At 59.6% G+C, this 23,857-nt stretch carries 23 protein-coding genes; 9 read left to right on the forward strand and 14 right to left on the reverse strand.

The features are described from left to right. The first annotated feature begins 26 nt into the window (after nucleotides 1-26). The 5 genes from QRN48_RS21255 to QRN48_RS21275 all read left to right on the forward strand — a co-directional run bounded on the left by QRN48_RS21255 (nucleotide 27) and on the right by QRN48_RS21275 (nucleotide 4,308). Nucleotides 27-641 carry a paraquat-inducible protein A gene (locus QRN48_RS21255; protein ID WP_191945984.1) on the forward strand — a complete coding sequence of 205 codons (615 nt, stop codon included), beginning with the start codon at nucleotides 27-29 and terminating at the stop codon, nucleotides 639-641. Next, nucleotides 638-1,255, forward strand: a complete 618-nt coding sequence (locus QRN48_RS21260; protein ID WP_285353040.1) for a paraquat-inducible protein A — start codon at nucleotides 638-640, stop codon at nucleotides 1,253-1,255. The genes QRN48_RS21255 and QRN48_RS21260 overlap by 4 nt, the downstream gene beginning before the upstream one ends. Next, nucleotides 1,245-2,921 (forward strand): PqiB family protein, encoded by a 1,677-nt coding sequence (locus tag QRN48_RS21265; protein ID WP_285353042.1) that lies wholly within the window; start codon nucleotides 1,245-1,247, stop codon nucleotides 2,919-2,921. The genes QRN48_RS21260 and QRN48_RS21265 overlap by 11 nt, the downstream gene beginning before the upstream one ends. Next, nucleotides 2,918-3,541 (forward strand): PqiC family protein, encoded by a 624-nt coding sequence (locus QRN48_RS21270; protein WP_191945914.1) that lies wholly within the window; start codon nucleotides 2,918-2,920, stop codon nucleotides 3,539-3,541. Before QRN48_RS21265 ends, QRN48_RS21270 begins: the two co-directional genes overlap by 4 nt. Nucleotides 3,542-3,840: 299 nt before the next feature. Further along, nucleotides 3,841-4,308: a helix-turn-helix domain-containing protein gene (locus QRN48_RS21275; RefSeq protein WP_037011169.1), complete on the forward strand. Its 468-nt coding sequence runs from the start codon at nucleotides 3,841-3,843 to the stop codon at nucleotides 4,306-4,308. 132 nt (nucleotides 4,309-4,440) lie between these two features. Here QRN48_RS21275 and araH read toward each other — a convergent pair whose 3' ends face one another. From araH to QRN48_RS21300, 5 genes are all read right to left on the reverse strand, one after another. Further along, nucleotides 4,441-5,406, reverse strand: a complete 966-nt coding sequence (araH, locus tag QRN48_RS21280; protein WP_037013092.1) for an L-arabinose ABC transporter permease AraH — start codon at nucleotides 5,404-5,406, stop codon at nucleotides 4,441-4,443. Between the two features lie 46 nt (nucleotides 5,407-5,452). Continuing rightward, on the reverse strand, nucleotides 5,453-6,982 hold the full coding sequence (araG, locus tag QRN48_RS21285) for an L-arabinose ABC transporter ATP-binding protein AraG (RefSeq protein ID WP_037011171.1): 1,530 nt from the start codon (nucleotides 6,980-6,982) through the stop codon (nucleotides 5,453-5,455). Nucleotides 6,983-7,075: 93 nt separating this feature from the next. Further along, complete coding sequence (locus tag QRN48_RS21290; protein WP_285353046.1) at nucleotides 7,076-8,080, reverse strand: substrate-binding domain-containing protein; 1,005 nt, start codon at nucleotides 8,078-8,080, stop codon at nucleotides 7,076-7,078. Nucleotides 8,081-8,244: 164 nt separating this feature from the next. Next, the gene (locus QRN48_RS21295) at nucleotides 8,245-9,123 is read right to left on the reverse strand and encodes an SMP-30/gluconolactonase/LRE family protein (protein WP_285353048.1); all 879 of its coding nucleotides are present in this window, start codon (nucleotides 9,121-9,123) and stop codon (nucleotides 8,245-8,247) included. A gap of 85 nt (nucleotides 9,124-9,208) precedes the next feature. Continuing rightward, the gene (locus QRN48_RS21300) at nucleotides 9,209-9,919 is read right to left on the reverse strand and encodes a FadR/GntR family transcriptional regulator (protein WP_037011178.1); all 711 of its coding nucleotides are present in this window, start codon (nucleotides 9,917-9,919) and stop codon (nucleotides 9,209-9,211) included. Between the two features lie 333 nt (nucleotides 9,920-10,252). On the opposite strand from QRN48_RS21300, the gene QRN48_RS21305 reads away from it, so the two are divergent. Together QRN48_RS21305 and QRN48_RS21310 are read left to right on the forward strand one after the other, a co-directional pair. Beyond that, on the forward strand, nucleotides 10,253-11,395 hold the full coding sequence (locus QRN48_RS21305; protein WP_191945919.1) for an aldose epimerase family protein: 1,143 nt from the start codon (nucleotides 10,253-10,255) through the stop codon (nucleotides 11,393-11,395). A 260-nt stretch (nucleotides 11,396-11,655) separates the two neighbouring features. Next, nucleotides 11,656-11,880 (forward strand): DUF6555 family protein, encoded by a 225-nt coding sequence (locus QRN48_RS21310; RefSeq protein ID WP_037011182.1) that lies wholly within the window; start codon nucleotides 11,656-11,658, stop codon nucleotides 11,878-11,880. A 382-nt stretch (nucleotides 11,881-12,262) separates the two neighbouring features. Here QRN48_RS21310 and QRN48_RS21315 read toward each other — a convergent pair whose 3' ends face one another. The 3 genes from QRN48_RS21315 to QRN48_RS21325 all read right to left on the reverse strand — a co-directional run bounded on the left by QRN48_RS21315 (nucleotide 12,263) and on the right by QRN48_RS21325 (nucleotide 14,829). After that, nucleotides 12,263-13,003, reverse strand: coding sequence for an S-methyl-5'-thioinosine phosphorylase (locus QRN48_RS21315; protein WP_191945920.1), 741 nt, complete (start codon nucleotides 13,001-13,003; stop codon nucleotides 12,263-12,265). 9 nt (nucleotides 13,004-13,012) lie between these two features. After that, nucleotides 13,013-14,014, reverse strand: a complete 1,002-nt coding sequence (gene nagZ, locus QRN48_RS21320; RefSeq protein ID WP_191945985.1) for a beta-N-acetylhexosaminidase — start codon at nucleotides 14,012-14,014, stop codon at nucleotides 13,013-13,015. 104 nt (nucleotides 14,015-14,118) lie between these two features. Then, nucleotides 14,119-14,829, reverse strand: coding sequence for a TetR/AcrR family transcriptional regulator (locus QRN48_RS21325; protein WP_037011188.1), 711 nt, complete (start codon nucleotides 14,827-14,829; stop codon nucleotides 14,119-14,121). A gap of 228 nt (nucleotides 14,830-15,057) precedes the next feature. Between QRN48_RS21325 and lexA the strand changes: the two genes are divergently transcribed. After that, on the forward strand, nucleotides 15,058-15,666 hold the full coding sequence (gene lexA, locus QRN48_RS21330) for a transcriptional repressor LexA (protein ID WP_037011189.1): 609 nt from the start codon (nucleotides 15,058-15,060) through the stop codon (nucleotides 15,664-15,666). An 11-nt stretch (nucleotides 15,667-15,677) separates the two neighbouring features. Further along, the gene (gene sulA / locus QRN48_RS21335; protein ID WP_037011191.1) at nucleotides 15,678-16,181 is read left to right on the forward strand and encodes an SOS-induced cell division inhibitor SulA; all 504 of its coding nucleotides are present in this window, start codon (nucleotides 15,678-15,680) and stop codon (nucleotides 16,179-16,181) included. A gap of 142 nt (nucleotides 16,182-16,323) precedes the next feature. Here the strand turns inward: sulA and QRN48_RS21340 are convergent, their stop codons facing one another. The 6 genes from QRN48_RS21340 to fadB form a co-directional block, all read right to left on the reverse strand. Next, a complete protein-coding gene (locus QRN48_RS21340; RefSeq protein WP_037011193.1) occupies nucleotides 16,324-16,560 on the reverse strand; it encodes a hypothetical protein in 237 nt (78 codons plus the stop codon). 75 nt (nucleotides 16,561-16,635) lie between these two features. Continuing rightward, nucleotides 16,636-17,157 carry a DUF6586 family protein gene (locus tag QRN48_RS21345; protein ID WP_285353058.1) on the reverse strand — a complete coding sequence of 174 codons (522 nt, stop codon included), beginning with the start codon at nucleotides 17,155-17,157 and terminating at the stop codon, nucleotides 16,636-16,638. Nucleotides 17,158-17,311: 154 nt separating this feature from the next. Beyond that, nucleotides 17,312-19,915 (reverse strand): type I DNA topoisomerase, encoded by a 2,604-nt coding sequence (topA, locus tag QRN48_RS21350; RefSeq protein WP_037011197.1) that lies wholly within the window; start codon nucleotides 19,913-19,915, stop codon nucleotides 17,312-17,314. 109 nt (nucleotides 19,916-20,024) lie between these two features. Continuing rightward, nucleotides 20,025-20,261 carry a DUF1653 domain-containing protein gene (locus tag QRN48_RS21355; RefSeq protein ID WP_037011200.1) on the reverse strand — a complete coding sequence of 79 codons (237 nt, stop codon included), beginning with the start codon at nucleotides 20,259-20,261 and terminating at the stop codon, nucleotides 20,025-20,027. 102 nt (nucleotides 20,262-20,363) lie between these two features. Then, nucleotides 20,364-21,539 (reverse strand): acetyl-CoA C-acyltransferase FadA, encoded by a 1,176-nt coding sequence (gene fadA, locus QRN48_RS21360; protein ID WP_285353062.1) that lies wholly within the window; start codon nucleotides 21,537-21,539, stop codon nucleotides 20,364-20,366. A 23-nt stretch (nucleotides 21,540-21,562) separates the two neighbouring features. Next, nucleotides 21,563-23,710, reverse strand: a complete 2,148-nt coding sequence (gene fadB, locus QRN48_RS21365) for a fatty acid oxidation complex subunit alpha FadB (protein WP_285353065.1) — start codon at nucleotides 23,708-23,710, stop codon at nucleotides 21,563-21,565. Nucleotides 23,711-23,857: the final 147 nt, after the last annotated feature.

Here is a 23,857-nt window from a genome sequence, read left to right on the forward strand (position 1 = left end):
ACGTTCCCGCACACACCGCCAACAGCATGCAGACTGGCGCGGTACAGTGGATTATTTGCGAGCACTGCGATTCGCTGTACGAAGCCTTACCCTTGAGCAAGGGCGAATCGGCGCATTGCCTGCGCTGCGCCGCCGTGCTGGGCCGCAGTCATCGCCTGTCCATCGAACAACTGCTGGCGTTGAGCATTGCCGCGTTCGTGATGTTCGTCTTTGCCAACGTGTTCCCGGTCATCAGCATCAGCATGCAGGGCCTGCACAACGAGGTGACGCTGTGGGGCTCGGTACAAGCGCTGGCCCAGGGACAGATCACCCTCATCGCACTGGTCGCCGGACTGGCCATTATTCTTGCCCCCGCGCTGCAGATCGCCTTGCTGTTCTGGGTGTTGTTCCACGCCCATCGCAACGAAATCGCGCCCGGTTTCAAGATGTGCATGCGCACCCTTGAGCACCTGCGGCCATGGAGCATGCTGGAAGTCTGTCTGCTGGGCATCCTGGTGGCCATCGTCAAACTGGCAGGGATGCTTGACGTCCATGCAGGCGTCGGGTTGTGGGCCATGGCGATGCTGATGGTGTTGATTGTGCTGATTGCCGGCAAGGACATCCGTCGCCTGTGGGACGAGCTTGGGGTCGAGCCTCTATGAACGGCATCCCCCTTGCCCGCGAGCATCGCGTCACGTTATGCCATGTCTGCGGTTACGTGTGCCCCGACGACGCCCACGAGTGCCCGCGCTGCGATTCATCGGTCCATCGGCGCAAGCCCAACAGCCTGGCGCGCACCTGGGCGTTTCTGATCGCCGGGCTGATCTTCTACATCCCGGCCAACGTGCTGCCGGTGATGTACACGACCATGCTGGGCAGCAGCAGCGAAAACACCATCATGAGCGGGGTCATCGAGTTCGCCGAAGGCGGCTCGTGGGACATCGCCATCCTGATTTTCATCGCCAGCGTGATCGTGCCGTGCATCAAGTTCCTGGTGCTCGGCCTGCTGTTGGTAACGTGTCAGCGTCGCAGCACATGGGCAATGCGTGAACGCTCCCGGCTGTTTCGCTTCATCGAGTTGATCGGCTACTGGTCGATGCTCGATGTGCTGGTCGTCGCGCTGGTCGCGGCACTGGTGCAGTTCCACGGCCTGAGCACCATTGAGCCGCGCCTTGGCATTCTGTTTTTTGGTTTGGTGGTGGTGATGACAATGCTCGCCGCCATGACGTTCGATCCCCGGCTTATCTGGGACGCAGAGGTTGAAGATGTCCGATAGCACCCTACCCCCTACCCCACCGAGCCGACCGCAGGTCAAGGCGCGCAAGTTGCGTGTGTCACTGGTCTGGCTGGTGCCGATCGTCGCCGCCCTGATCGGCTTGTCGATGGTGGTGCACGACTTCCTCAACGTCGGCCCCAAGGTGGTGGTGACGTTCCTCACCGCCGAAGGCCTGGAAGCCAAGAAAACCCAGGTCAAATACAAGAACGTGGTGATCGGCGTGGTCACCGACATCGAGCTCAGCGATGACCGCACCCACGTGCTTGCGAGCATCGACCTGAACCAGTCGGCCACACCGTTTACCCGCGCCGATACCCAGTATTGGGTGGTGCGCCCGCGCATCGGCGCTCACGGCGTGTCGGGCGTGGACACCTTGCTGTCCGGTGCCTTCATCAGCGCCGATGCTGGCAGTTCGGAGGAAACCAAGAAGGACTTTACCGGCCTTGAAACCCCACCCGCCGTGACATTCGGCGAAAAAGGCAAGCGCTTCATCCTGCACACCGATGACCTCGGTTCGCTGGACATCGGCTCGCCGGTGTACTTCCGCCGGATTCAAGTGGGTCAAGTCGTGGCTTACGAGCTGGCCAAAGACGGCAAAGGCGTAGACGTCGAGATTTTCGTCGGCGCACCCAATGATCAGTACGTGCTCGACGACTCACGTTTCTGGAATGCCAGCGGTGTCGATGTGACGCTCGGCGCCTCAGGCCTCAAGGTCTCCACGCAGTCCATGGCCTCGATCATTTCCGGCGGCATTGCCTTCCGCGAGCCCAAGTACAGCCCGGATGCAAAACCTGCCGAAACCAACGCCGAATTCAAGTTGTTCGAGGATCAGGCCACCGCACTGGCACCCCCCGATGGCGAGCCCAAGTACATCCGCATGCGCTTCAACCAATCGCTCCGCGGCCTGGTGGTCAATGCGCCGGTCGACTTCCTGGGGGTCAACGTTGGCCGAGTCGTGTCGGTGGATCTTGACTATGACCCGGCCACTGGCACCTTTCCGGGCATCGTCGGCGCGGTGATCTATCCGCAACGGCTGGGCGCTGCCAACGACAAGCTCAAAGAGCAGGCTGGCGGTGGAGACGAAGAAGCCCAGACGTCGAAGATTATTGGCCAGTTCGTCGACCGCGGCCTGCGCGCCCAGGTGCGCACGGGCAACTTGCTGACGGGCCAGCTCTATATCGCCATGGATTTCGATCCGAAGGCCACGAAGGTCGCCTACGACGCTAAAGCCCGCCCGCTGGAAATCCCTACCGTGCCCGGCAGCTTCGACAAGTTGCAGGAACAACTGCAGGCGTTCGTCGACAAGCTTGGCAAGATCCCTCTCGACGATTTGGCGAAGAACCTCAACGGCAGCCTGATCGAACTTCAAAAAACCATGAAGCAGGTCAACAGTGACGTGTTGCCACAGATGCGTGGCGCCTTGCAGCAAGCACAGAAAACCCTGGGTACGGCCAACGAAACCTTGTCTGACGACTCGCCGGCCCGCCAGCAGCTGGGCCAGGCCATGGAAGAAGTACAGCGCACGGCGCGTTCGGTGCGGGTGCTGACCGACTTCCTCAGCCGTCACCCCGAATCCCTGATTCGCGGCCGCTCGGGCGACGCGGCGCCTGGTTCTTTTAAAGGATCATCCTCTTCCCGCGAAATCGCACCGGAGCCTGAGCAATGACAATGCGTAAACCCCTGTTGGCACTCGCCTGCGTGTTGGGCCTGTCGGCCTGCGCGTCAACGCCGACCCATTACTACACGCTGATCGCGCCAGCCGGCCAATCTCCCGCCAGTCCAGCCCAGGCGCCATTTCAGTTTGAAATGCAGCCCGTGCTGATGGCGGTACAAGTCGATCAGCCGCCGCTGGTCATTCGTCAGGGCAACGGCAGCCTGGCGATCCTCGAGAACGAGCGTTGGGGCGCGCCTTTGGGCGACGAATTTCACGATGCCCTGACCGGGCAACTTGAGCGGCGCTTTGGCTCGCGTGACCTGGCAGGCTTGCCAAAGCAGGCGGACGAACCCGTGCTGTCAGTACGCACCGACGTGCGCCGCTTCGAGTCGGTGCTGGACCAGTACGCGCTGATCGACGTGGTCTGGAGCCTGAGCCTGCGAGGGGCCGGCGCAGGTCCCGGCAGCAAACGTCAGACGCTGACGTGTAGCAGCGTGATTCGCCAGCCTGCAGGCGTAGGCATGGAAAATCTGGTGCTGGCCCATCAGAGCGCTGTTGCAACGCTGGCCGACAACGTCTCACGCACCGCCGCCCAATGGGCGCGTCAACCTTCCACGCGCTGCCCTTCCTGAATCTATCCGTACGGGCACATAACGTGCCCACTCCCTCGTTTCAGCCGGGTTTAAAGCCGGCGGCCATATCACTCAAAAAAGTGGTTTATCTGTTTATTCTTATTCAAATGGAGTGAGATCATACAACTGTTTGAGAAATCTCCTACATGATGTACAGTTTGGATCCAGAATGTAGTCAGCACGGCGTTCTGTGCGCCTGCCGAAGCACGCGCTTGCATTGATTTGCTTTCCTGGAATAAGAAAAACCCTCGAGTCGCCTCGAAGGGCCTGTCTCGCGTGATCAACAGGAGTTGAATAACATGAAAGGGATTGGCCTGCGGCTGAGGCAAGAGCGCACCAGGCTCAAACTGTCGCAAAGCGCGTTGGGCGCCGTCGGCGGAGTCGAAACCAACGCTCAGGGAAACTACGAAAGTGGGGCACGCTATCCTAAGGCCGACTACCTGTTACGGGTTGCAGGCGCGGGCGTGGACCTTGACTTCGTCCTGACGGGTAGCAGACACCGTAACCTCGAAAGCATGGGCGACCGCCCTCTTACCGAAGAAAATGAAGACCTCTCTCAGCCCCTGACACAAGTCAGTCATCAGTTGCACCGCAACTTGTTTGGCTTGATGGACGCGTCCTTGCAGCTGACGCGGCTGGTCGACGTTCGTGCCAAAGATCCTCAGTACAGTGAGGCAAATGCCCAGCTCGATAATGTCCGGGCGGAGGCACAGTCACTGGCGCAAGCCACCATGCGCCTGATCTTCGAGACGTCCAAACTGGTCTAAGGATGATCGCGACGAGTAGCCGCGCAGGGGTGTTATGCGGGAGGTTTAACGATGCAGCCCTAAGCGGTATACATGCCTGCCTGACAAACGATGCGCGGCTAATGCCGCGCATCGTCTATAGGGTCAACGCGCTTAGCGGCGCTTGAGCCGGTCGATGATCACCGCCAGCAGCAGAATGGTGCCGCGGATCACGTACTGGTAGAAGGTATCGATGTTCTTCAGGTTCATGGCGTTTTCGATAATCGCCAGGATCAGCACCCCTGCGATAACGTGGCGGATCATGCCGATGCCGCCACTGAGCGAGACCCCGCCCAGCACGCAAGCCGAGATGACGGTGAGCTCAAAGCCCTGGCCGATCATCGGCTGACCCGAGGTCATGCGCGACGCCAATACCACGCCAGCCAGTGCGCCGATGAGGCCGTGAACGGCGAAGATGATGATCTTGGTGCGGTCAACATGAACCCCGGCGAGCAGCGCCGCTTCCTGGTTACCGCCGATGGCCAGCGTGTTGCGCCCGTAGGTGGTGTAGTTCAACAGCCAGCCGAAGAATATGAAGCAGACGATGGTAATCAGGATCGGCACCGGCACGCCGAACAACTGCCCGTTGCCGAAGACGAAAAACGCTTCGTCGCCCACGCCAACTGCTTTGCCGTTGGAAAAGATGTAGGCCAGCCCGCGTACGATCTGCATGGTCGCCAACGTGGTGATCAGCGCGTTGATGCGCAGCTTGGCGATCACGATGCCATTGATCAGGCCGACCAGGAGGCCCATCGCCAGGGCTGCAGAAACACCCAGAAAGACGCTGTCCGTGTCGCGGATAACGATACCGGCAATGACCCCGGAACAGGCCAGCACGGAGCCAACCGACAGGTCGAAGTGTCCGGAGGCGAGGCAGTACAGCATCGTGCAGGCGGCGATGCCGACGGTGGAAATCGCCAGGCCCAGGCCCCGCATGTTCAGCGGCGACATGAAGTTGTCGATCAGCAAGGCACAGAGCACAAAGATGCCCAGCGCGGCCATGAGCATGGCCCAGTCGTCGACGAATCGACGCATGTTCATGCCCTGGCGGGGAGCCGTCAGGCTGGATTCGGTAGACATACGCACCTCGTTTTTATTTTTCATAGCCAGTTTTCAATAGCCGGATTTAACCGCGCGTACGCGGCAGTGCCAGTTGCAGGAGACGTTGCTCGTTGGCTTCCTCGCGGGTCAGCTCGCCAGTGATCGCCCCTTCACTCATCACCAGGATGCGATCGGAAATGCCCATGACTTCCATCAAATCGCTGGAGACCACGATGACGGCAATGCCGTCAGCCGCGAGGTTATGGATGATTTGGTAGATCTCGGACTTGGCGCCGATGTCGATGCCTCGGGTTGGCTCGTCCAGCAGCAGGACTTTCATGGGCATCGACAGCCAGCGCCCCAGAATGGCTTTCTGCTGATTGCCGCCCGACAGAAACAGCATTTGCTGCTCGGGTGAAGGGGTTTTGACGTTCATGGACTTGATCTGGTGAGCGGCATTGTCACGCTCCCAACGCCCTTGAATCAGACAGCCCAGGTTCACGTGGCGAGGCCGCGCGCCCATATTGATGTTTTCCGCAACGCTGGACAGCGGCACGATGCCTTCTTTTTTACGGTCCTCGGGGCACAACAGAATCCCGGCATTGATGGCGTCGCGTGGCGAGCGCAGATTCAACGGCTTGCCATCCAGTTGCAGCGTTCCAGCCTGCGCCCGTGTCAGGCCTGAGAGCATGCGGAACATTTCGGTGCGGCCAGCACCGACCAGGCCGAAAAAGCCGAGAATCTCGCCCTTTTGCACAGCGAAGCTGACCGGCTCCTGCAAGCCGGGCCCCATCAGGCCGGTGACACGCAGGCTAGGCCCCTGATGCTGACGCGGCCGGTAGTTGTAGATGTCCTGAATGTCTCGGCCGACCATGCAGGTCACCAGACGGTCGTGGTCCAGCTCGGCCATGTCGTTGAAGGTGCGCACGAAGCGGCCGTCCTTGAACACGGTCACGGCGTCACACACACGAAAGATTTCTTCCATGCGGTGGGAGACGTAGAGGATGACCCGACCTTCATCGCGCAGCTTGGTGATGATCGCCATCAGCCGGTCGATCTCACGCGCGGACAAGCTACTGGTAGGTTCATCAAACGCAATGACATGCGCATTGCGTGACATGGCCTTGGCAATTTCCACCAACTGCCGTTGACCGAGAGACAGGTCTCCCAGACGCGTGTTGGGATCGATCTCGTCGGCCAGGCCTTTGAGCAGGTCCCGTGCGCGCCGGACCATGGCCCGACGGTTGATCATGCCCCAGCGATTGGGCATGTGGCCGAGCAGAAGGTTTTCCGCCACCGACATTTCCGGCACCAGATGAAGCTCCTGGTGGATCACTGCCACACCGGCCGCGATGCTGTCGGCGGTAGACTTGAACGCCAGACGCTGGTCGCCAATCTGCAGATCGCCACTGTTGGGTTGATACGAGCCGCCGAGGATCTTCAGCAGCGTCGATTTACCCGCGCCGTTCTCGCCCATCAGCGCGTGAACGCTGCCTGGCCGAGCTTCAAAATTGATGTCGGACAGCGCCTTCACACCAGGAAAGGTCTTGCCGATCCCGTTGAAGCGCAGACTGCCGCCCTGCTGAACGTGTTGCTGTACCGATGCCTGTTGCATGAACCACCTCCACCTCGCCCCACCCTTCTCAGGTGGAGCGAGGCCTTGCAGATATCCGCCCGGGTTACAGGCGCCCCGACTCGACTGCCGCGCTTACTTGTACAGACCGATCTTGGTCAGTACTTCCTTGAAGTTGGCGCGCGTGATCAGCGTCACGTCGTCCATCGCGGTGTATTTCGCAGGTTCTTTGCCGGTGGTGACCCACTCGTACATCGCCAGCGCGGTGTTGTAGCCCTCTTTGTCAGGGCTTGGCAGCATCGAGCCGAAGAAACCGCTGTCTTTCTTCTTCAGTTCGTCGATGGCGTCTGTACCGTTGATGCCGATGCCGATTACGTTGGGCGCTTTGAAGCCAGCGCCTGCTGTTGCACGCACGCCACCCAGAACAGTGTTGTCGTTCATGCCACCGATGATGAGGTTCTTCGCGGCAGCGGGGAGCTTGGGCAAAGCAGCGCCGGTGGAATCCATGCTGCCGGGGACGTCGAGGGTTTTTTGCGGAGCGAAGAGGATGTGATCCTCAGGCAGACCGGCTTTCTTCAACGCATCCACCGAACCGTCGGTGCGCTTCTTGCCGGTGTCGAGTTCGTTGTAGGTATTGATGATCGCGTAGGTTTCTTTCCAGTCCCAGTTGCGATTCTTGGCTTCGTCGGCCATGGCGGCACCCTGCTTCTGGCCGACTTCGAACGCTGCCATGCCCAGGTACGGGACGTCTTCCATGAACTTGCCCTTGGCATCGACGAAGCGGTCGTCGACGGCCATGACTTTCATGTCGTTGGCTTTGGCCTTCGCAACGATGGACGGGCCAAGGGAAACATCAGGCGGGCAGATGACGAAGCCCTTGGCGCCGTTGGCGGCAAGGCTGTCGATGGCGGAGAGGGTTTTTTCACCGTCCGGAACGGCGATTTTGATCACTTCAAAACCATGTTCCTGGCCGGCTTTTTCTGCGAAGGCCCATTCGGTCTGGAACCAGGGCTCTTCAGCCTGCTTGACCAGAAAACCGATCTTGACCTTGTCAGCGGCGGAAACACCGGCGCTCATGCCCAGAATGGCGGTGGCAACAGCAGCACAGCACAGGGAACGAATCCCGTGGCGACTCAACATAGCTAACTCCTTATTTTTATTGACTAGCTACAGCGTTCAGCAGTGAGTGTCGGAACAGCTTGCCGTGCTTTTAACGGCAGGCCGCTCGACTGAAAACAGTCATATCATATTATCAATGACGCCTATGTAACCGAGTGTCACGCCCATCCAACCCATGGCCGGCATCACCCGGCAAAGCGGTGAGACTCCATTCCTTCGATACCTACCTGGGCTTGAATTACATAACCATCCAGCTCGAGTGCGCCTTCGGCAGGCCGCGCGCTGGTGACGAACAGGGTCGACATCTGCGGGCCGCCGAAGACACAGCTGGTGGGATGACTGACGGGGAGTTCTATCACCCGGTCTACGCTGCCGTCCGGTGCGAAGCGGATGAGGCAGCCGCCACCCCAGCGCGCATTCCAGACGAACCCCTGCGCGTCCATCGCCGAACCGTCGGGTGCGCCACGGGGGTGTTCGGCAGCCCAGAGCTGGCGCTCGCCCAGAGAATGGTCAGCGTGGATCGGGTAGCGGTAGATCACGCCATCGAGCGTGTCGGCGGTCAGCACTGACGCACCGTCTGCTGGCCAAAGCAACGTGTTGACGATGCCCTGCCCCGCCAACAAAGGCGTCACCGACGCCTGGCCATCGATGCGGAACAGCCCGCCGGACCGACGCTCTAACGGCAGGTCGCCGCCCTGGTCGTCCAGGTTGTTTTGCATGGTCCCGAGCCAGAGCCGGCCGTGACGGTCACAACGCGCTTCATTCGCACGATTGCCGGCCACAGGATCGGCCGCGCACAGCAGTCTGAGGGCGGGCTGGCTCGAAGGGGAATCAAGGTCGAGGCGATAAACGCCGCTGGCCAGGGTGACGAGCGCGTCGCCAGCATGAGTGGGAATAAACGCGGAGACCGGCTCGTTGAATTGCCAAAAGCAGACCTTGCCCTCGTTCAGGCGCAGCGCCCGGAACCCGGCAATGTCGACCCAATACAGGGCCTGATGGGTGTGGTCCCAGAATGGCCCTTCGGCCAATTTGAAACGCTGATCACAGACCGGCAGCCATTTCATCGAATCTTCCTGCTTATTATTGTGGGTCAGCGAGGCGCCTGGAGCGTCTCACCTTGAATCCGTCAAGCCATCACAGCGGGTTGCATCATAAACAGCGGGACAAAGGAGGCTGCCGGGAGCGGGTAATCACTTCACCGGCATTCTCGATCAGGCTCATGCAGGCCCAGACTCCCCGCGCAGAATCACGATTGGCGATGGCGTCCGCAAGATCCTTGTGCAGCGGCAGTGTCCTGCCCAGCTCCCCGGGTACCGCCGACGACACCTCAAACGAGATCGCCAGCAACGCGCCGAGCGCCGGTAACATCTGCTCGATCAGCTGGTTGTGGCTGGCCGCCAGCACAGCCTCGTGAAAACGCTGGTCGGCAACGTTGTAATCCACCTGGTCCGCAACGCTAGCCTCCAGCCGCACGTAGGCTGCCTGAATGCCTGCGATCTGCTCAGGCGTAGCCCTTTCACAGGCCCATCTGACCGCCATGGGTTCGATGGCACGACGCAGGTCCAGCAAGTCCAGCACAAAGCTCTGCGGCAAGCCCTTCGCCGCAAGCCAGCCCACGACCTGCGGGTCAAACAGGTTCCAGTTGCGCACCGGCAGTACCCGAGTGCCGACCTTGGGGCCCACCTCCAGCAATCCCTTGGCCACCAGGGTTTTGATGGCTTCGCGAATCACTGTACGGCTGACTCCGAATTCTTCGCCCAATGCTGCTTCAACTTTCAACGACTGCCCCGGCATCACGTTGCCCTGAGCAATCCAGGCGCCGAGGCGGTCTACCGTTGACGCATGAAAACTGCTGCTCATTGATCCGCCCCTGTTTACGGTGACTTCCGCAAATCGAGGCTAATGATCATATGATTAGGAGTCAAACACTCGCAAAACCTTGGTCTATCAGGCTAGACCTGTCCGCCACGGGCTTGAGGTCCGCTTTCGCCAAATAGTATTACAATTTATTTTTAAAGCGAGGGTTTTTGATCTATAACTCGAAATATCGGCACGGCACTGCCTAAATAGTATGACCAAATCGTCTCGCACTGGTCTGCTCGGGCACTCGCTCCTGAGTTGAGTCCCGCAACAGCGGTGCGCGTTTCACCCGGTACCTGCAACAACCTCCATAACAACAAAAGGAAGGACGTAATGAGAAAGACGCTTATACCTGCCATTGGTCTGTCGTTGATGGCGGCCGCCCTGCAAGTCCACGCCGCCGGCTTATCCAGCGAACATGGCGTTTTCGACAAGCTTGCCGACGGCACGGCGGTGGAGAAGTACACGCTGCGCAACAGTCAGGGCATGCAGGCGACCGTTATCACCTACGGCGCTACCCTTCAGTCGCTGCTGGTTCCTGACAAGCATGGCAAGGCCGAGGACGTGGTGCTGGGTTTCGATGATCTTGACGGTTATCAGAAAGGCACCGCGTTCTTTGGCGCAACGATTGGCCGCTTCGGCAATCGGCTGGCCGACGGCAAGTTCTCTCTGGATGGCAAAAGCTATCAGGTGCCATTGAACGACAAGACCAATGCACTGCACGGCGGGCCCAAGGGTTTCGACAAGCAGATCTGGAAGGCTGAAGAGGTCAAAGACAAAGGCTCAGTGGGTGTCAAGCTGACCTACGTTTCGGTCGACGGTGAGATGGGCTTCCCCGGCACGCTGAAAACCGAAGTGACTTACAGCCTGAACGACAAGAACGAGCTGCGCATCCAGTACCACGCCACCACGGATAAGCCGACCGTCCTCAACCTGACCAATCACAGCTATTTCAACCTCGCCGGTGCGGGTAATGGCGACATCCTTGATCAGGTCGCCGTGGTCCATGCATCCCGCTACACGCCGGTCAATGAAAAGCTGATTCCGACCGGGGAACTCGCTGCCGTGGCTGGCACGCCGATGGACTTCCTGAAACCCGTCGCGTTCGGCAAGCGAATCCGCGAGGACAACGCTCAGCTCAAGTTCGCAGAACCGACGCAGGGCGGGTATGACCATAACTGGGTGCTGGACACCAAAGGCAAACTGGCCAACCTGGCAGCGGACGTAGTCGATACCAAATCCGGCCGCCGGCTGCAGCTGTTCACCACTGAGCCAGGCGTACAGCTCTATACGGGCAACTTCCTTGACGGCACCGTGAAAGGCAAAGCCGGCAAGATCTATCCGCACTGGGGCGCGTTCACACTCGAAACCCAGCACTACCCGGATGCACCGAATCAGCCGAACTTCCCGTCGACGCGCCTGGACCCGGGCAAGGCCTATACGCAGACCACGGTCTTCAAGTTCCTCAACAAGTAGCCATTTGGATGCACGATCGAGCGGCAGCGTAGGGCTTTTGGGTCTGCACTGCCGCTTACCTACTGGTGAAAGCCAGACCGCCACGGGTCCTGACCGCTCAAAACCGGGGGTTTGCCATCCATTTGTCCGGATAACGACCCGCCGTCTCACCCTTGTGTACCAAACGCAACCATTTGGCTTTAAACGGCAATTTGGAGTGAATTTTCCTGGCGGTGACGACTCAGTTACAAAGAGAGTGACTGATAGGGAGGTTTGCAAGCGTGGCACAGTACAAGCATTTCAGAATCGATTATCTGCTGCACGGCAGCTACAAGAGCTTTTACATCAGCGCCGAAGCCATGGACAACGCATCTGCCTGGCATTGGGCTTCAGTTGACGCGGGGTTTGGCCAAATCCCCAAATACCGTTCTGATCGCGTTCCCAAAGTAACTAAACCCAAGGCCGAGCAACTCGGCTTGACTGATGTCGAGTGGGCGGAATCCTGACCCTCAGTCTCGACTGAACCAGGCGATTTGTTCTGCTGACTCCCCATCAGGTAAGTGGACTGGGCCGCGCCTGCAACACCGCGCAGCCCGGACCCCTTCCCCTTTTTCTCCTGCTTTTTTTGAGCCTTAGGCTCCGTCATCCGAAGCGACTTCGGACGATTGACCCACTGCATCCGCCTCATTACAAAACCTGATCATTAAACGACCATTGCAGCTAAGGCCTTGCATTTACAGGCTTACAGAAACTTATCCACAGAGATATTCACGCTTTCCGTGGACAACTTTTGTACGAATTTACGTTGACTTTAAATACCTCCGCGGCGTAGCAGCCGTCGGCAAATGACCCTTTGGTATGCCAGTGGTAGGCCAGACCGTGCGAGGATCAGGCAGCGCTCAAAACCCGGGCGAGTGTTGCCTTGACCTTGCCAATTCCGTCGCGCAGCGCCTGTTCGATTTCGGCCATCGTGATGACCTGCGCCGACTTCCCCGCAGCCGGATTGACCACCAGGGCCAGGCACGCGTATTCAAGCTCAAGCTCACGCGCGAGCGCGGCTTCCGGCATGCCGGTCATGCCCACGATGTCGCAGCCGTCCCGCTCAAGCCGGGCGATCTCTGCCACCGTCTCCAGGCGTGGCCCCTGGGTGCAGGCGTAAACGCCAGAGTCGCTGAACGCGCAACCCTCGGCCGCCAGTGCCGCAATCAGACGGGCCCGCAGTGCTGCGCTATAAGGAAAGCTGAAGTCGATGTGGGTCACGTGCTCCAGATCGTCGGCAAAGAACGTATGTTCCCGCCCGCTGGTGTAGTCGACCAGGTCATGGGGTACGCAGAAGTGACCAGTGCCCATGGCTGGATGAATGCCGCCAACGGCGTTGACTGCGAGGATCGCTTGCGCCCCTGCCTGCTTCAGCGCCCAGATGTTGGCGCGGTAGTTGACCTTGTGCGGCGGGAAACGGTGCGGGTGTCCGTGGCGGGCAAGAAACATCACTTCTCGGCCGGCGTACTCTCCAACGTGAACGTCGCCAGAGGGCACGCCATAGGGCGTGTTGACGGACAGTGACTGACGGATCGTCAGCCCCTCAAGCTCGGTCAGGCCGGTGCCGCCGATAATCGCGTAAACAGTCATGGCTTATTCTCAGTCGATCAAATGGGCTGCGCGCAGTGCGGTCAGCGCCGCGAGCCAGCGAGGGTGCTGCCGGTATTCTGTGGTCGCAAGACCTGCGCCGCGCATTCTGCTCAATCGCGCCTGGGGCGCCGTTATCTTCAGGCGCTGAGCCGCACTCAAGGCCAGTTCAGCAGCTGCCCGGTCGTTGCAGACCAGGCCCATATCGCAGCCGGCGGTAAGCGCAGCCTCGATACGGCTGGCTGCATCTCCCACCACATGTGCCCCGGCCATCGACAAGTCGTCGCTGAAGATCACACCGTCAAATCCCAGCTCGCCACGCAGGATGTCCTGCAACCAGCGCCGCGAAAACCCGGCTGGCTGCGAATCCACCTTGGGATAGATAACATGAGCAGGCATAACCGCTGCCAGGCTTTTGCTCAGGCGCTGAAAGGGCACCAGGTCATTGGCGCGGAGGGTTTCCAGGCTGCGTTCGTCGGTAGGAATGGCAACGTGAGAATCGGCCTCTGCCCAGCCGTGGCCGGGAAAATGCTTGCCCGTGGCGGCCATGCCCGCAGCGTTCATGCCCCGTATGAACGCGCCAGCCAGTGTGGCAGCGCGCTCGGGATCGCCTTCGAATGAGCGTGTCCCCACTACAGCGCTGCGCTGGTAGTCGAGATCCAGTACCGGAGCGAAACTGAGGTCCAGCCCCACTGCCAGCACTTCGGTTGCCATCAGCCAACCGCAGTGTTCGGCAAGAACCTCGGCGTGCGGCTGATCGGCGATGGCGCGCATTGGCGGCAGCCTGACGAACCCCTGGCGCAAGCGCTGTACCCGGCCACCCTCCTGGTCGACCGCCAGCAGCAAGTCGGGGCGGATGGCGCGAATGGACGCGCACAACTCACGCACTTGCCGAGGGCTTTCGATGTTTCGCGCGAAAATGATCAGACCGCCCACTTCGGGCTGACGCAGAAACTGACGGTCTTCAGCGGTCAGCCAGGTGCCGGCCACATCCACCATCAGGGAGCCTTGCAGGCCAGAACTCATAGGAAAATCCTTCAACAACCAATGCTCAGGCCGGCATGGTGAGGGATCGAAGGATGCGATGCAAATCAGGCCGGCGTCAGCCCGCGCCGGGCTCAGGCCTTGGCAGGAACCGGCGGCGTCGTCTTGGTGCGCGGCCGAAGTTGCGCGGCGAGCATCGCCGGGTCGGTGACGCCTGATTCCGCACGCATGCCAGCGGCCAGAAACGGCACCATCAGGCGCATGACCTGCTCGATAGACGTGTTGACGCCAAAGTCGGTTTCGGCAATGGCGCGCAACGCCTTGATGCCCGACATGCTGAAGGCCGCGGCGCCCAACATGAAGTGCACTCGCCAGAACAGCTCGATGGGGGGAATACGTGGGGCCGCTTCGTTCACCAGCAGCATGTAGCGGCGGAAGACCTTGCCGTACATGTCTTCAAGGTAACGACGCAAGTGGCCCTGGCTTTGACTGAAGGCCAGCCCCAACAGGCGCATGAAGATGGAGAGGTCGTTACCGCTGCGTGGCTGCACCACCAGCGCTTGCTCTACGAGGATTTCGAGGAGTTCTTCAAGGGTGGGTTTGTGTTCAGGCCTGGCCTGACGACGCTCAAGCTCGCGGTCAAGGCTGATACAGAATGGGCCGAGGAATCGGGAAAACACCGCTTGAATCAACGCCTTCTTGGAACCGAAGTGGTAATTCACGGCAGCCAGATTGACAGACGCCTTGCTGGTGATCAGCCGCAACGAGGTTTCTGCAAAACCCTTCTCGGCGAAGAGTTGCTCCGCTGCATCGAGAATTCGTTCAACTGTTTCCGACTGAGCCATGATTCCACGCCTGACAAACACTTGTTTGAAACATACGTTTCAGTCGCATCACTGTCAACCCTGAGCGTCCGCAATCTGCCCGATCAGTCACGGCATTTAACCATACAAACCGGGGCCTGTAGCGTCACTCGCCCACACTTGACCACAAGCAGGCCGAAAAGGAGCATTGCCAACCGGCAAGCACTGTATATAATCCCAGTCACTGTATAAAAAGCCAGAGCGATGCACATGATCAAACTGACGTCACGCCAAGCCGAGATTCTGGACTTCATCAAGCGCTGCCTCGAAGACAACGGCTATCCGCCAACGCGCGCCGAAATCGCTCAGGAGCTGGGTTTCAAATCACCCAACGCTGCCGAAGAACACCTCAAGGCACTTGCCCGCAAGGGCGCTATCGAAATGACCCCGGGCGCTTCCCGCGGCATTCGCATCCCTGGTTTTGAAGCCAAACCCGACGACAGCGGCCTCCCAATCATTGGTCGGGTTGCAGCGGGTGCTCCCATTCTCGCCCAGCAACACATCGAAGAATCCCTGGCGATCAACCCGGCCTTTTTCCATCCAAGCGCTGATTACCTGCTGCGGGTACACGGCATGAGCATGAAAGACGTCGGGATTCTCGACGGGGACCTGCTGGCCGTACATACCACACGGGAGGCTCGCAACGGCCAGATCGTCGTCGCGCGCATCGGTGACGAGGTCACGGTCAAGCGCTTCAAGCGTGAAGGCAGCAAGGTCTGGCTGCTCGCGGAGAACGCCGACTTCGCGCCGATCGAGGTCAATCTGAAAGATCAGGATCTTGTCATTGAAGGCTTGAGCGTCGGCGTTATACGTCGATAAGGAGAACGTAGATGCAGCTCCCACACACACCGCAGCAACACGCACAACTGCCACTGTTCGAAGCATTCATGGTGCCAGGCGTACCGATGCTCGACGTTCCTCTGCTGCAGGTCCCGGCGCTGGCCGAGATTGTCGAGTCGCCCTGGAGCAACGAACCGGAAGTCTTTAGTGAATTGTCATTGCGCGGCGCTGCCGGGAACTGCCTCAACCTGCTCGCCCCCGTTTTGCGTGAGCTGAGCCAGGACACCAATGATCGCTGGTTGACCCTGGTCGCACCGCCTGCCAGCGTCACCCAGGCATGGCTACGGGATGCGGGTCTGAACCGGGAACGCATTATTTTGATGCAGCCACGCGGTACTCAAAGTCCACTGGAACTCACCCGCGAGGTCTTAAGGCTTGGCCGCAGTCATACCGTGGTCAGCTGGATCAATCCGATCTCCAGTGGCGCGCGTCAGCAACTCGCCAGCGCAGCCCGCAGCGGTGATGCACAAAGCCTGAACATTCGTCTGGGCTGAGCGCGGCGGAGATTATTCGAGGTTTTTCAACGAGCAGACGCTTCTTGAGGTTCGGGAAGCGGGATGGCGTGCGGAACAGCGGGGTTGCGGTGATCTGGCACATCAAGACTGCAAGACAGCGGTCATCGAGCGAATCCCGGTATCAATGCAGCACGCGCGGCCCTTCTTCATCCTTGGTCAGTTCGCCTTCAGCGAGGCGGCCTGCCATCTGGACCCCTACGCTGAGCATCGCCTTGGCAACCTCGACATGTTGGCCTTGCAGGAACGCCTTGGCGTCTTCCGAGAAATTCAGTGTAACGAGCGAGCCTTCGTCCTCGGCGCGACGCAGCTCGATGCGACCGTCAGGCAGTTCTACAATTTCCAGAAACGAGGTTGGCATCAGGGGAGTTCTCCACGAAAGGCCGGCATTGTAACAGCCAGACGACTCAGCCCCTAGCCCATCGATCACTCCGTATCAGCACTCGCTCAGGCCTTCGCGGAAGCGGATCGCCAGACCCTTGAGCTGCTGACGCCAGCTTTCCATTTCCTCTCGGGTCAGCACCTGCTCGGGTTGCTCCTGGGCACCGACAGCGATAATCAACGGCTGGGTGACATCTCCCTTAGGCTTGCGCGGTGCGCTCGGCGGCATAAACAGCGCATGGTACGAAGCTAAAAGCTGCGCCAGCCAGGTTTCCCGGTGCTGGGCAAGCTCGATCAGCTCACCCATCTCCGGTATGGCAATCGCTTCCAGTACCTTTGGCGACAGCAGATCCTCGGCACGTGGCGTGGCGGCTTGGGGCAGGCGGTAATAGCCGGCGATTTCGTGACACAGGCCCAGCAACGCCCCATAGAGGTGAAAGATGGCCGACTCACGCTCTGCCTGCTCAAGTCCCTGCGCGTTCATCGCGCGACTCTCCACGGCTTTGGCCATGGCTTCCAGAGCCAGGCCCGCGAAAAACAGCTTCTGGTTAGTGCGTGTATAAAGTTCGTGAGCCATACAGGGGCCTCTGAAAGTGGAGTCAATCAACAGCATGCAAGCGGAGAATCAGTCCGGCGAAGGATGAAAAAAATCCTTCGGGGCATCTGCACACGCCGAAGGATTCTTTTAACGCAAAGCGAAGAGGCTGACCAGTCGCAGCGAGATCAGGCGATCAACGCTTGTCTTCAACCTTCCATTTGCCGCCGTCGTAGAACGCGCGCCAGCCGGTAGGCTTGCCGTCCACTTCGGTCTGCACGTACTGCTCCTTGGACTTGCGGCTGTATCGGATCACTGCCGGACGACCGTCTGGGTCTTTCTTCGGTGCCTCACAGAGGAAGTGATACTTCGGATCGATCTCGTCCTTGTGCGGCGCGATTTCCAGCACCAGTGGCGCACGCGTTTCGCGGTTCTTCGGGAACTGGCTCGCGGCCAGGAAAAGCCCCGATGCGCCGTCACGAAGAATGTAGGTGTCGTCGACCTTTTCGCATTTGAGCTCCGGCATCTTCACCGGATCCATCTTCGGCGGCGCCGCTTCACCGCTCTTCAGGAGTTTGCGAGTGTTCTTGCAGTTGGTGCAGCCGAAGAACTTGCCGAAGCGGCCAGTCTTGAGCTGCATCTCGCCGCCGCACTTGTCGCATTCCACGCTCGGGCCTTCATAGCCTTTAATGCGGTAGGTGCCCTCTTCGATCTCGTAACCCGAGCAATCCGGGTTGTTGCCGCAGATGTGCAGCTTGTGCTTTTCATCCAGCAGGTAAGCGTCCATCGCCGTGCTGCAAATCGGGCAGCGGTGCTTGCCACGCAACACGCGTGATTCGGACTCGCCCTCATCGTCGTCAGCGATTTCGTCTCCCGGCGTGAGATTGACCGTGGCCTTGCAACGCTCTTTCGGCGGCAGGCTGTAACCGGAACAGCCGAGGAATACACCGGTGGACGCCGTACGAATCTGCATCGGACGACCGCACACCTTGCACGGAATGTCTGTCATCACCGGCTGGTTGGCGCGCATGCCGCTGTCCGGGGCCTCGGCGACTTCGAGTTTCTTCTTGAAGTCACCGTAGAACTCGTCCAGCACGTTCTTCCAGTCGCGCTGCCCCTGGGCCACGTCGTCGAGGTTCTCTTCCATGCCGGCAGTGAAGCCGTAGTCCATCAGGTTCGAGAAGCTTTCGGACAGGCGCTCGGTGACGATGTCGCCCATTTTTTCCGAATAGAAGCGACGGTTGTGCAGGGCCACGTAGCCGCGGTCCTGAATGGTCGAAATGATCGCCGCGTAGGTCGATGGACGGCCGATACCGCGTTTTTCCATCTCCTTGACCAGGCTCGCTTCCGAATACCGCGCAGGCGGCTTGGTGAAGTGCTGACTGGGGTCAAGCTTGATCAGCTTCAGGTTGTCGCCCTGCGCCATGTCCGGCAGCACGTCGTCATCGCCCGGCTTGGTCATTTGTGGCAAGACGCGGGTGTAACCGTCGAACTTGAGAATGCGGCCCTTGGCGCGCAGTTCGAAATCGCCGGCGGCAACAGTGACCGTGGTCGAAAGGTATTGCGCAGGCGGCATCTGGCAGGCCACAAACTGGCGCCAGATGAGCTCGTACAGGCGCTCTGCATCACGTTCCATGCCGGTCAGCTTGCTCGGATGGGTATTCACATCGGAGGGACGAATCGCTTCGTGAGCCTCTTGAGCGCCTTCCTTGCTGCTGTAAACGATCGGCGATTCCGGCAGGTACTTCTTGCCGAACTCAGTCTCAATGTAAGTGCGCGCCATGGCCACCGCATCGGCCGACAGGTTGGTCGAATCCGTACGCATGTAAGTGATGTAACCGGCTTCGTACAGACGCTGGGCCATCATCATGGTTTTCTTCACGCCGTAGCCCAGGCGGTTGCTCGCTGCCTGTTGCAGGGTAGACGTGATGAAGGGTGCCGACGGCTTGCTGCTGGTCGGTTTGTCTTCACGCTTGCTGATGCTGTAGGCCGAAGCCTTGAGCTTCTCCAGCGCCGCCATGGCGGTCGCTTCGTTCAGCGGCTTGAACGCCTCGCCCTTTTCCCGAGCGACTTCAAAGCGCACGTTGGCGCCCTTGGCGGTGCCGAGGTCAGCGTGGATTTCCCAATATTCTTCAGGGTTGAACGCGCGGATTTCACGCTCGCGCTCCACCACCAGTTTGACGGCCACGGACTGCACGCGGCCGGCGGACAGCCCACGGGCGATCTTTTGCCACAACAGCGGCGATACCATGTACCCGACAACCCGGTCGAGGAAACGGCGCGCCTGCTGGGCATTCACACGGTCGATGTCGAGTTCGCCCGGCTTGGAAAACGCCTCTTGGATGGCTTTCTTGGTGATTTCGTTGAAGACCACACGCTTGTAGCGGGCATCATCACCACCGATGGCTTCGCGCAGGTGCCAGGCAATAGCCTCCCCTTCGCGGTCCAAGTCCGTCGCGAGATAGATGGTGTCGGCGTCTTTCGCCAGGCGGCGCAGCTCGTCGATCACTTTCTCCTTGCCCGGAAGGATTTCGTACTTGGCCTTCCAGCCGTGATCCGGGTCGACACCCATGCGCGCCACAAGCTGGCGCTTGGCCTTTTCCTTGGGCGACAGCGCAGGCGCTTCGGACGCGGTTTTGCCGCGCTTGGCAGCAGGCTCTTTGGAGGCGCTAGCCGAACCGCTGGTGGGCAGGTCTCGGATATGGCCGATACTCGACTTCACCACGTACTGGTTGCCCAGGTACTTGTTGATGGTCTTGGCCTTAGCCGGGGATTCCACAATGACCAGCGATTTGCCCATGGATCGGAAAATTCCTAATGCAAGAAAAAAGACGTCGAAGCCGTCGAGGCCCCGCTATATATAGTGGCTGAAAGGTGAGGTCAAGCAATGGCTAATGCAAGGTCCCGCCTCAGGCCCGAGGAAAAAGATCCGGTTCGGCCTGAACCAAAGCAAAGCGCGGCACCTGCTCGCCGTCAACCTCAACTGACTGTAGAAACATGCTCAAAGGGCGTACCCACAGACCGTATTCGCCATACAGGGCCTGATAAAACACTACTTCTTCCTCGGTCTCGGAATGCCGCGCGACACCGAAAACACGGTACTCGGGGCCTTTGTAGTGACGGTACAGACCTGGCTGGAGCGGCATGCGGGCAACCTCGGGAATAACAGGAAAAAAAAGAATCAAAAATACATTTCCGGAAAAAACAAAAGCCGGGGCACCAGGCCCCGGCTCGCACACTGACAGCGTTTAAACGCGTTCGAATACGGTGGTGATTCCCTGACCCAGCCCGATGCACATGGTGGCAACACCCAGGGTGCCGCCCTGCTGCTTAATCACGTTGAGCAAGGTGCCGGAAATACGTGCTCCCGAGCAACCGAACGGGTGGCCCAAGGCAATGGCGCCGCCGTGCAGGTTAACCTTCTCGTCCATCTTGTCGAGCACTTTCAGATCTTTCAACACCGGCAGGGCCTGTGCAGCGAACGCTTCGTTGAGCTCAAAGTAGTCGATATCAGCGATGCTCAGGCCTGCGCGCTTGAGCGCTTTCTGGGTGGCCGGAACCGGTCCGTAACCCATGATCGCCGGGTCGACACCCGCCACCGCCATCGAGCGAATGACCGCCAGAGGCTGGATGCCGAGGTCCATGGCGCGCTGTCCGGACATGACAATCATGCAGGACGCGCCATCGGTAATTTGTGACGAGGTACCGGCCGTGACCGTGCCGCCTTTGGGGTTGAACGCAGGCTTGAGCGCAGCCAGGCTTTCGAGCGTCGTCTCCGGACGAATGGTCTCGTCGAAGTCGTACATCTTCAGGAAGCCGTTCTCGTCATAACCCTGCATCGGGATGATTTCGTCCTTGAACTTCCCTTCCAGCGTGGCCTTGTGCGCCAGTGCGTGGGAGCGCACGCCAAAAGCATCCTGAGCTTCGCGGGTGATGCCGTGCATCTTGCCCAGCATTTCGGCGGTGAGGCCCATCATGCCGGAGGCCTTGGCCGCGTACAGAGACATGTGCGGGTTGGGGTCCACACCGTGCATCATGCCGACATGGCCCATGTGCTCGACACCGCCAATGACGAAGACGTCACCGTTGTTGCTCATGATCGCCTGGGCCGCGGCGTGCAGCGCGCTCATGGAGGACCCGCACAGGCGGCTCACGGTTTGCGCAGCAGACGTGTGCGGGATCTGTGTCATCAGCGACGCCATGCGCGCAATGTTCCAGCCCTGCTCCAGGGTCTGGTTGACGCAGCCCCAGATCACGTCCTCGACTTCCGCCGGGTCGACCTTGTTGTTGCGCTCAAGCAGTTTGCTGATCAGATGCGCCGACATGTCTTCGGCGCGGGTGTTGCGGTGCATGCCACCCTTGGAGCGGCCCATGGGTGTGCGACCGAAGTCGACAATCACCACATCTCTCGGATTCAAGCTCATATCTTCACCTGTTCGTTGGGCACTTAGCCGAAGAAGCGCTGGCCGGTTTTGGCCATTTCACGCAGCTTCGCAGTGGGGTGGTACAAAGCGCCCAGATCAGCGTACTGGTCAGCCAGGGCAACGAATTCAGCGACACCGATCGAATCGATGTAACGCAGCGCACCGCCCCGGAACGGAGGGAACCCGATGCCGTAGATCAGGCCCATGTCGGCCTCGGCAGCGCTGTCGACAATGCCGTCTTCCAGGCAACGCACGGTTTCCAGGCAGAGCGGGATCATCATCCAGTTGATGATGTCTTCGTCACTGACTTCACGCTGTTCGTAGATCACTGGCTTAAGCACTTCGAGAACGGAAGCGTCGACCACTTTCTTCGGCTTGCCCTTCTTGTCGGTCTCGTAGACGTAAAAGCCCTTGCCGTTCTTCTGGCCCAGGCGGTTGGCGTCGTACAGCGCGTCAACGGCAGTGCGGCGATCGTCTTTCATGCGGTCCGGGAAACCCTCCGCCATGACGTCGCGGCCATGGTGGCCGGTGTCGATGCCGACCACGTCCATCAGGTACGCCGGGCCCATTGGCCAGCCGAATTTTTCCATGACTTTGTCGATGCGCACGAAGTCCACGCCGGCGCTGACCAGCTTGGCGAAGCCGCCGAAATACGGGAACAGGATGCGGTTGACCAGGAAGCCCGGGCAGTCGTTGACCACGATCGGGTTCTTGCCCATCTTTTTGGCATAGGCCACGGTGGTCGCCACCGCGACTTCGCTGGACTTCTCGCCGCGAATGACCTCAACCAGCGGCATCATGTGCACCGGGTTGAAGAAGTGCATGCCGACGAAGTTTTCCGGACGCTTGAGGACTTTGGCCAGCAAGCTGATGGAGATGGTCGAGGTGTTGGAGGCCAGAATCGTGTCCTCGCCCACCTGTGCTTCCACTTCAGCCAGAACGGCCTGCTTGACCTTCGGGTTTTCGACCACGGCCTCAACGACGAGGTCAACGGTGCCGAAATCGCCGTAAGACAGCGTAGGACGAATCGCATTAAGCGCTTCGGCCATCTTCGCGCTGGTGAGGCGGCCCTTTTCGACACGCTTGCCCAGCAGCTTGGACGCTTCGCCCAGGCCCAGTGCGATGGCCTCTTCACGAATGTCCTTCATCAGGATCGGCGTGCCTTTGACGGCCGACTGATAGGCGATACCGCCACCCATGATGCCGGCGCCCAACACGGCGGCCTGCTTCACGTCCTTGGCGACCTGGTCATAAACCTTGGCTTTCTTTTTCAGCTCCTGATCATTCAGGAACAGACCGATCAAGCTCGCGGCGGCCGATGTCTTGGCCATTTTCACGAAACCGGCAGCTTCCACTTCCAGCGCTTTTTCGCGACCGAAGTTGGCGGCTTTCTGGATGGTCTTGATGGCTTCGACAGGCGCCGGGTAATTCGGCCCGGCCTGGCCTGCCACGAAACCTTTGGCGGTCTCGAAGGCCATCATTTGCTCGATGGCATTGAGCTTGAGCTTGTCCAGCTTGGGCTGACGCTTCGCCTTGAAATCGAACTCGCCGGAAATGGCGCGCTTGATCAGATCCAGCGCGGCTTCCTGAAGCTTTTCCGGCGCGACCACTGCATCGACAGCGCCCACTTTAAGCGCGTCTTCAGCGGTGTTGTCTTTGCCCGAAGCGATCCACTCGACGGCGTTGTCGACGCCGATCAGACGCGGCAAGCGAACCGTGCCGCCGAAACCCGGATAGATGCCGAGCTTCACTTCAGGCAGCCCGACTTTGGCGGTGGCGGACATGACGCGGAAGTCAGCCGCCAGGCACATTTCCAGGCCGCCGCCGAGTGCGATGCCGTTAATCGCAGCGAGGGTTGGCACATTGAGGTCTTCAAACGCGCTGAAGATCTTATTGGCTTCCAGATTACCCGCAACGAGCTCGGCGTCCGGCAGCTTGAAGTTATCGACGAATTCGGTGATATCGGCGCCGACGATGAACACGTCCTTGCCGCTGGTGACGATGACGCCCTTGATCGTGCTGTCGGCCTTGATGGCTTCGATGGCCTGACTCAGGTCGTTGAGGGTGAGACGGTTGAACTTGTTGACGGACTCACCCTTGAGGTCGAATTGCAATTCGACGATGCCACTTTCAAGAGCCTTAACCGTGATGGCTTTACCTTCGTAAATCATCAACTGATCTCCACGATATGGAAGCTGAACAATACGTGTCAGACGCTGGGATCCGGCGAAATTCAAGACGTTTCCGTCGAGGCGAACACCAATCGCCAGGCACCCCGTCGACTCGGTTCGAGCGCGAAAAAAGAGCGGTTTATGACA

The organism is Pseudomonas sp. ME-P-057 (assembly GCF_030208975.1).
Taxonomy (GTDB): domain Bacteria; phylum Pseudomonadota; class Gammaproteobacteria; order Pseudomonadales; family Pseudomonadaceae; genus Aquipseudomonas; species Aquipseudomonas lutea.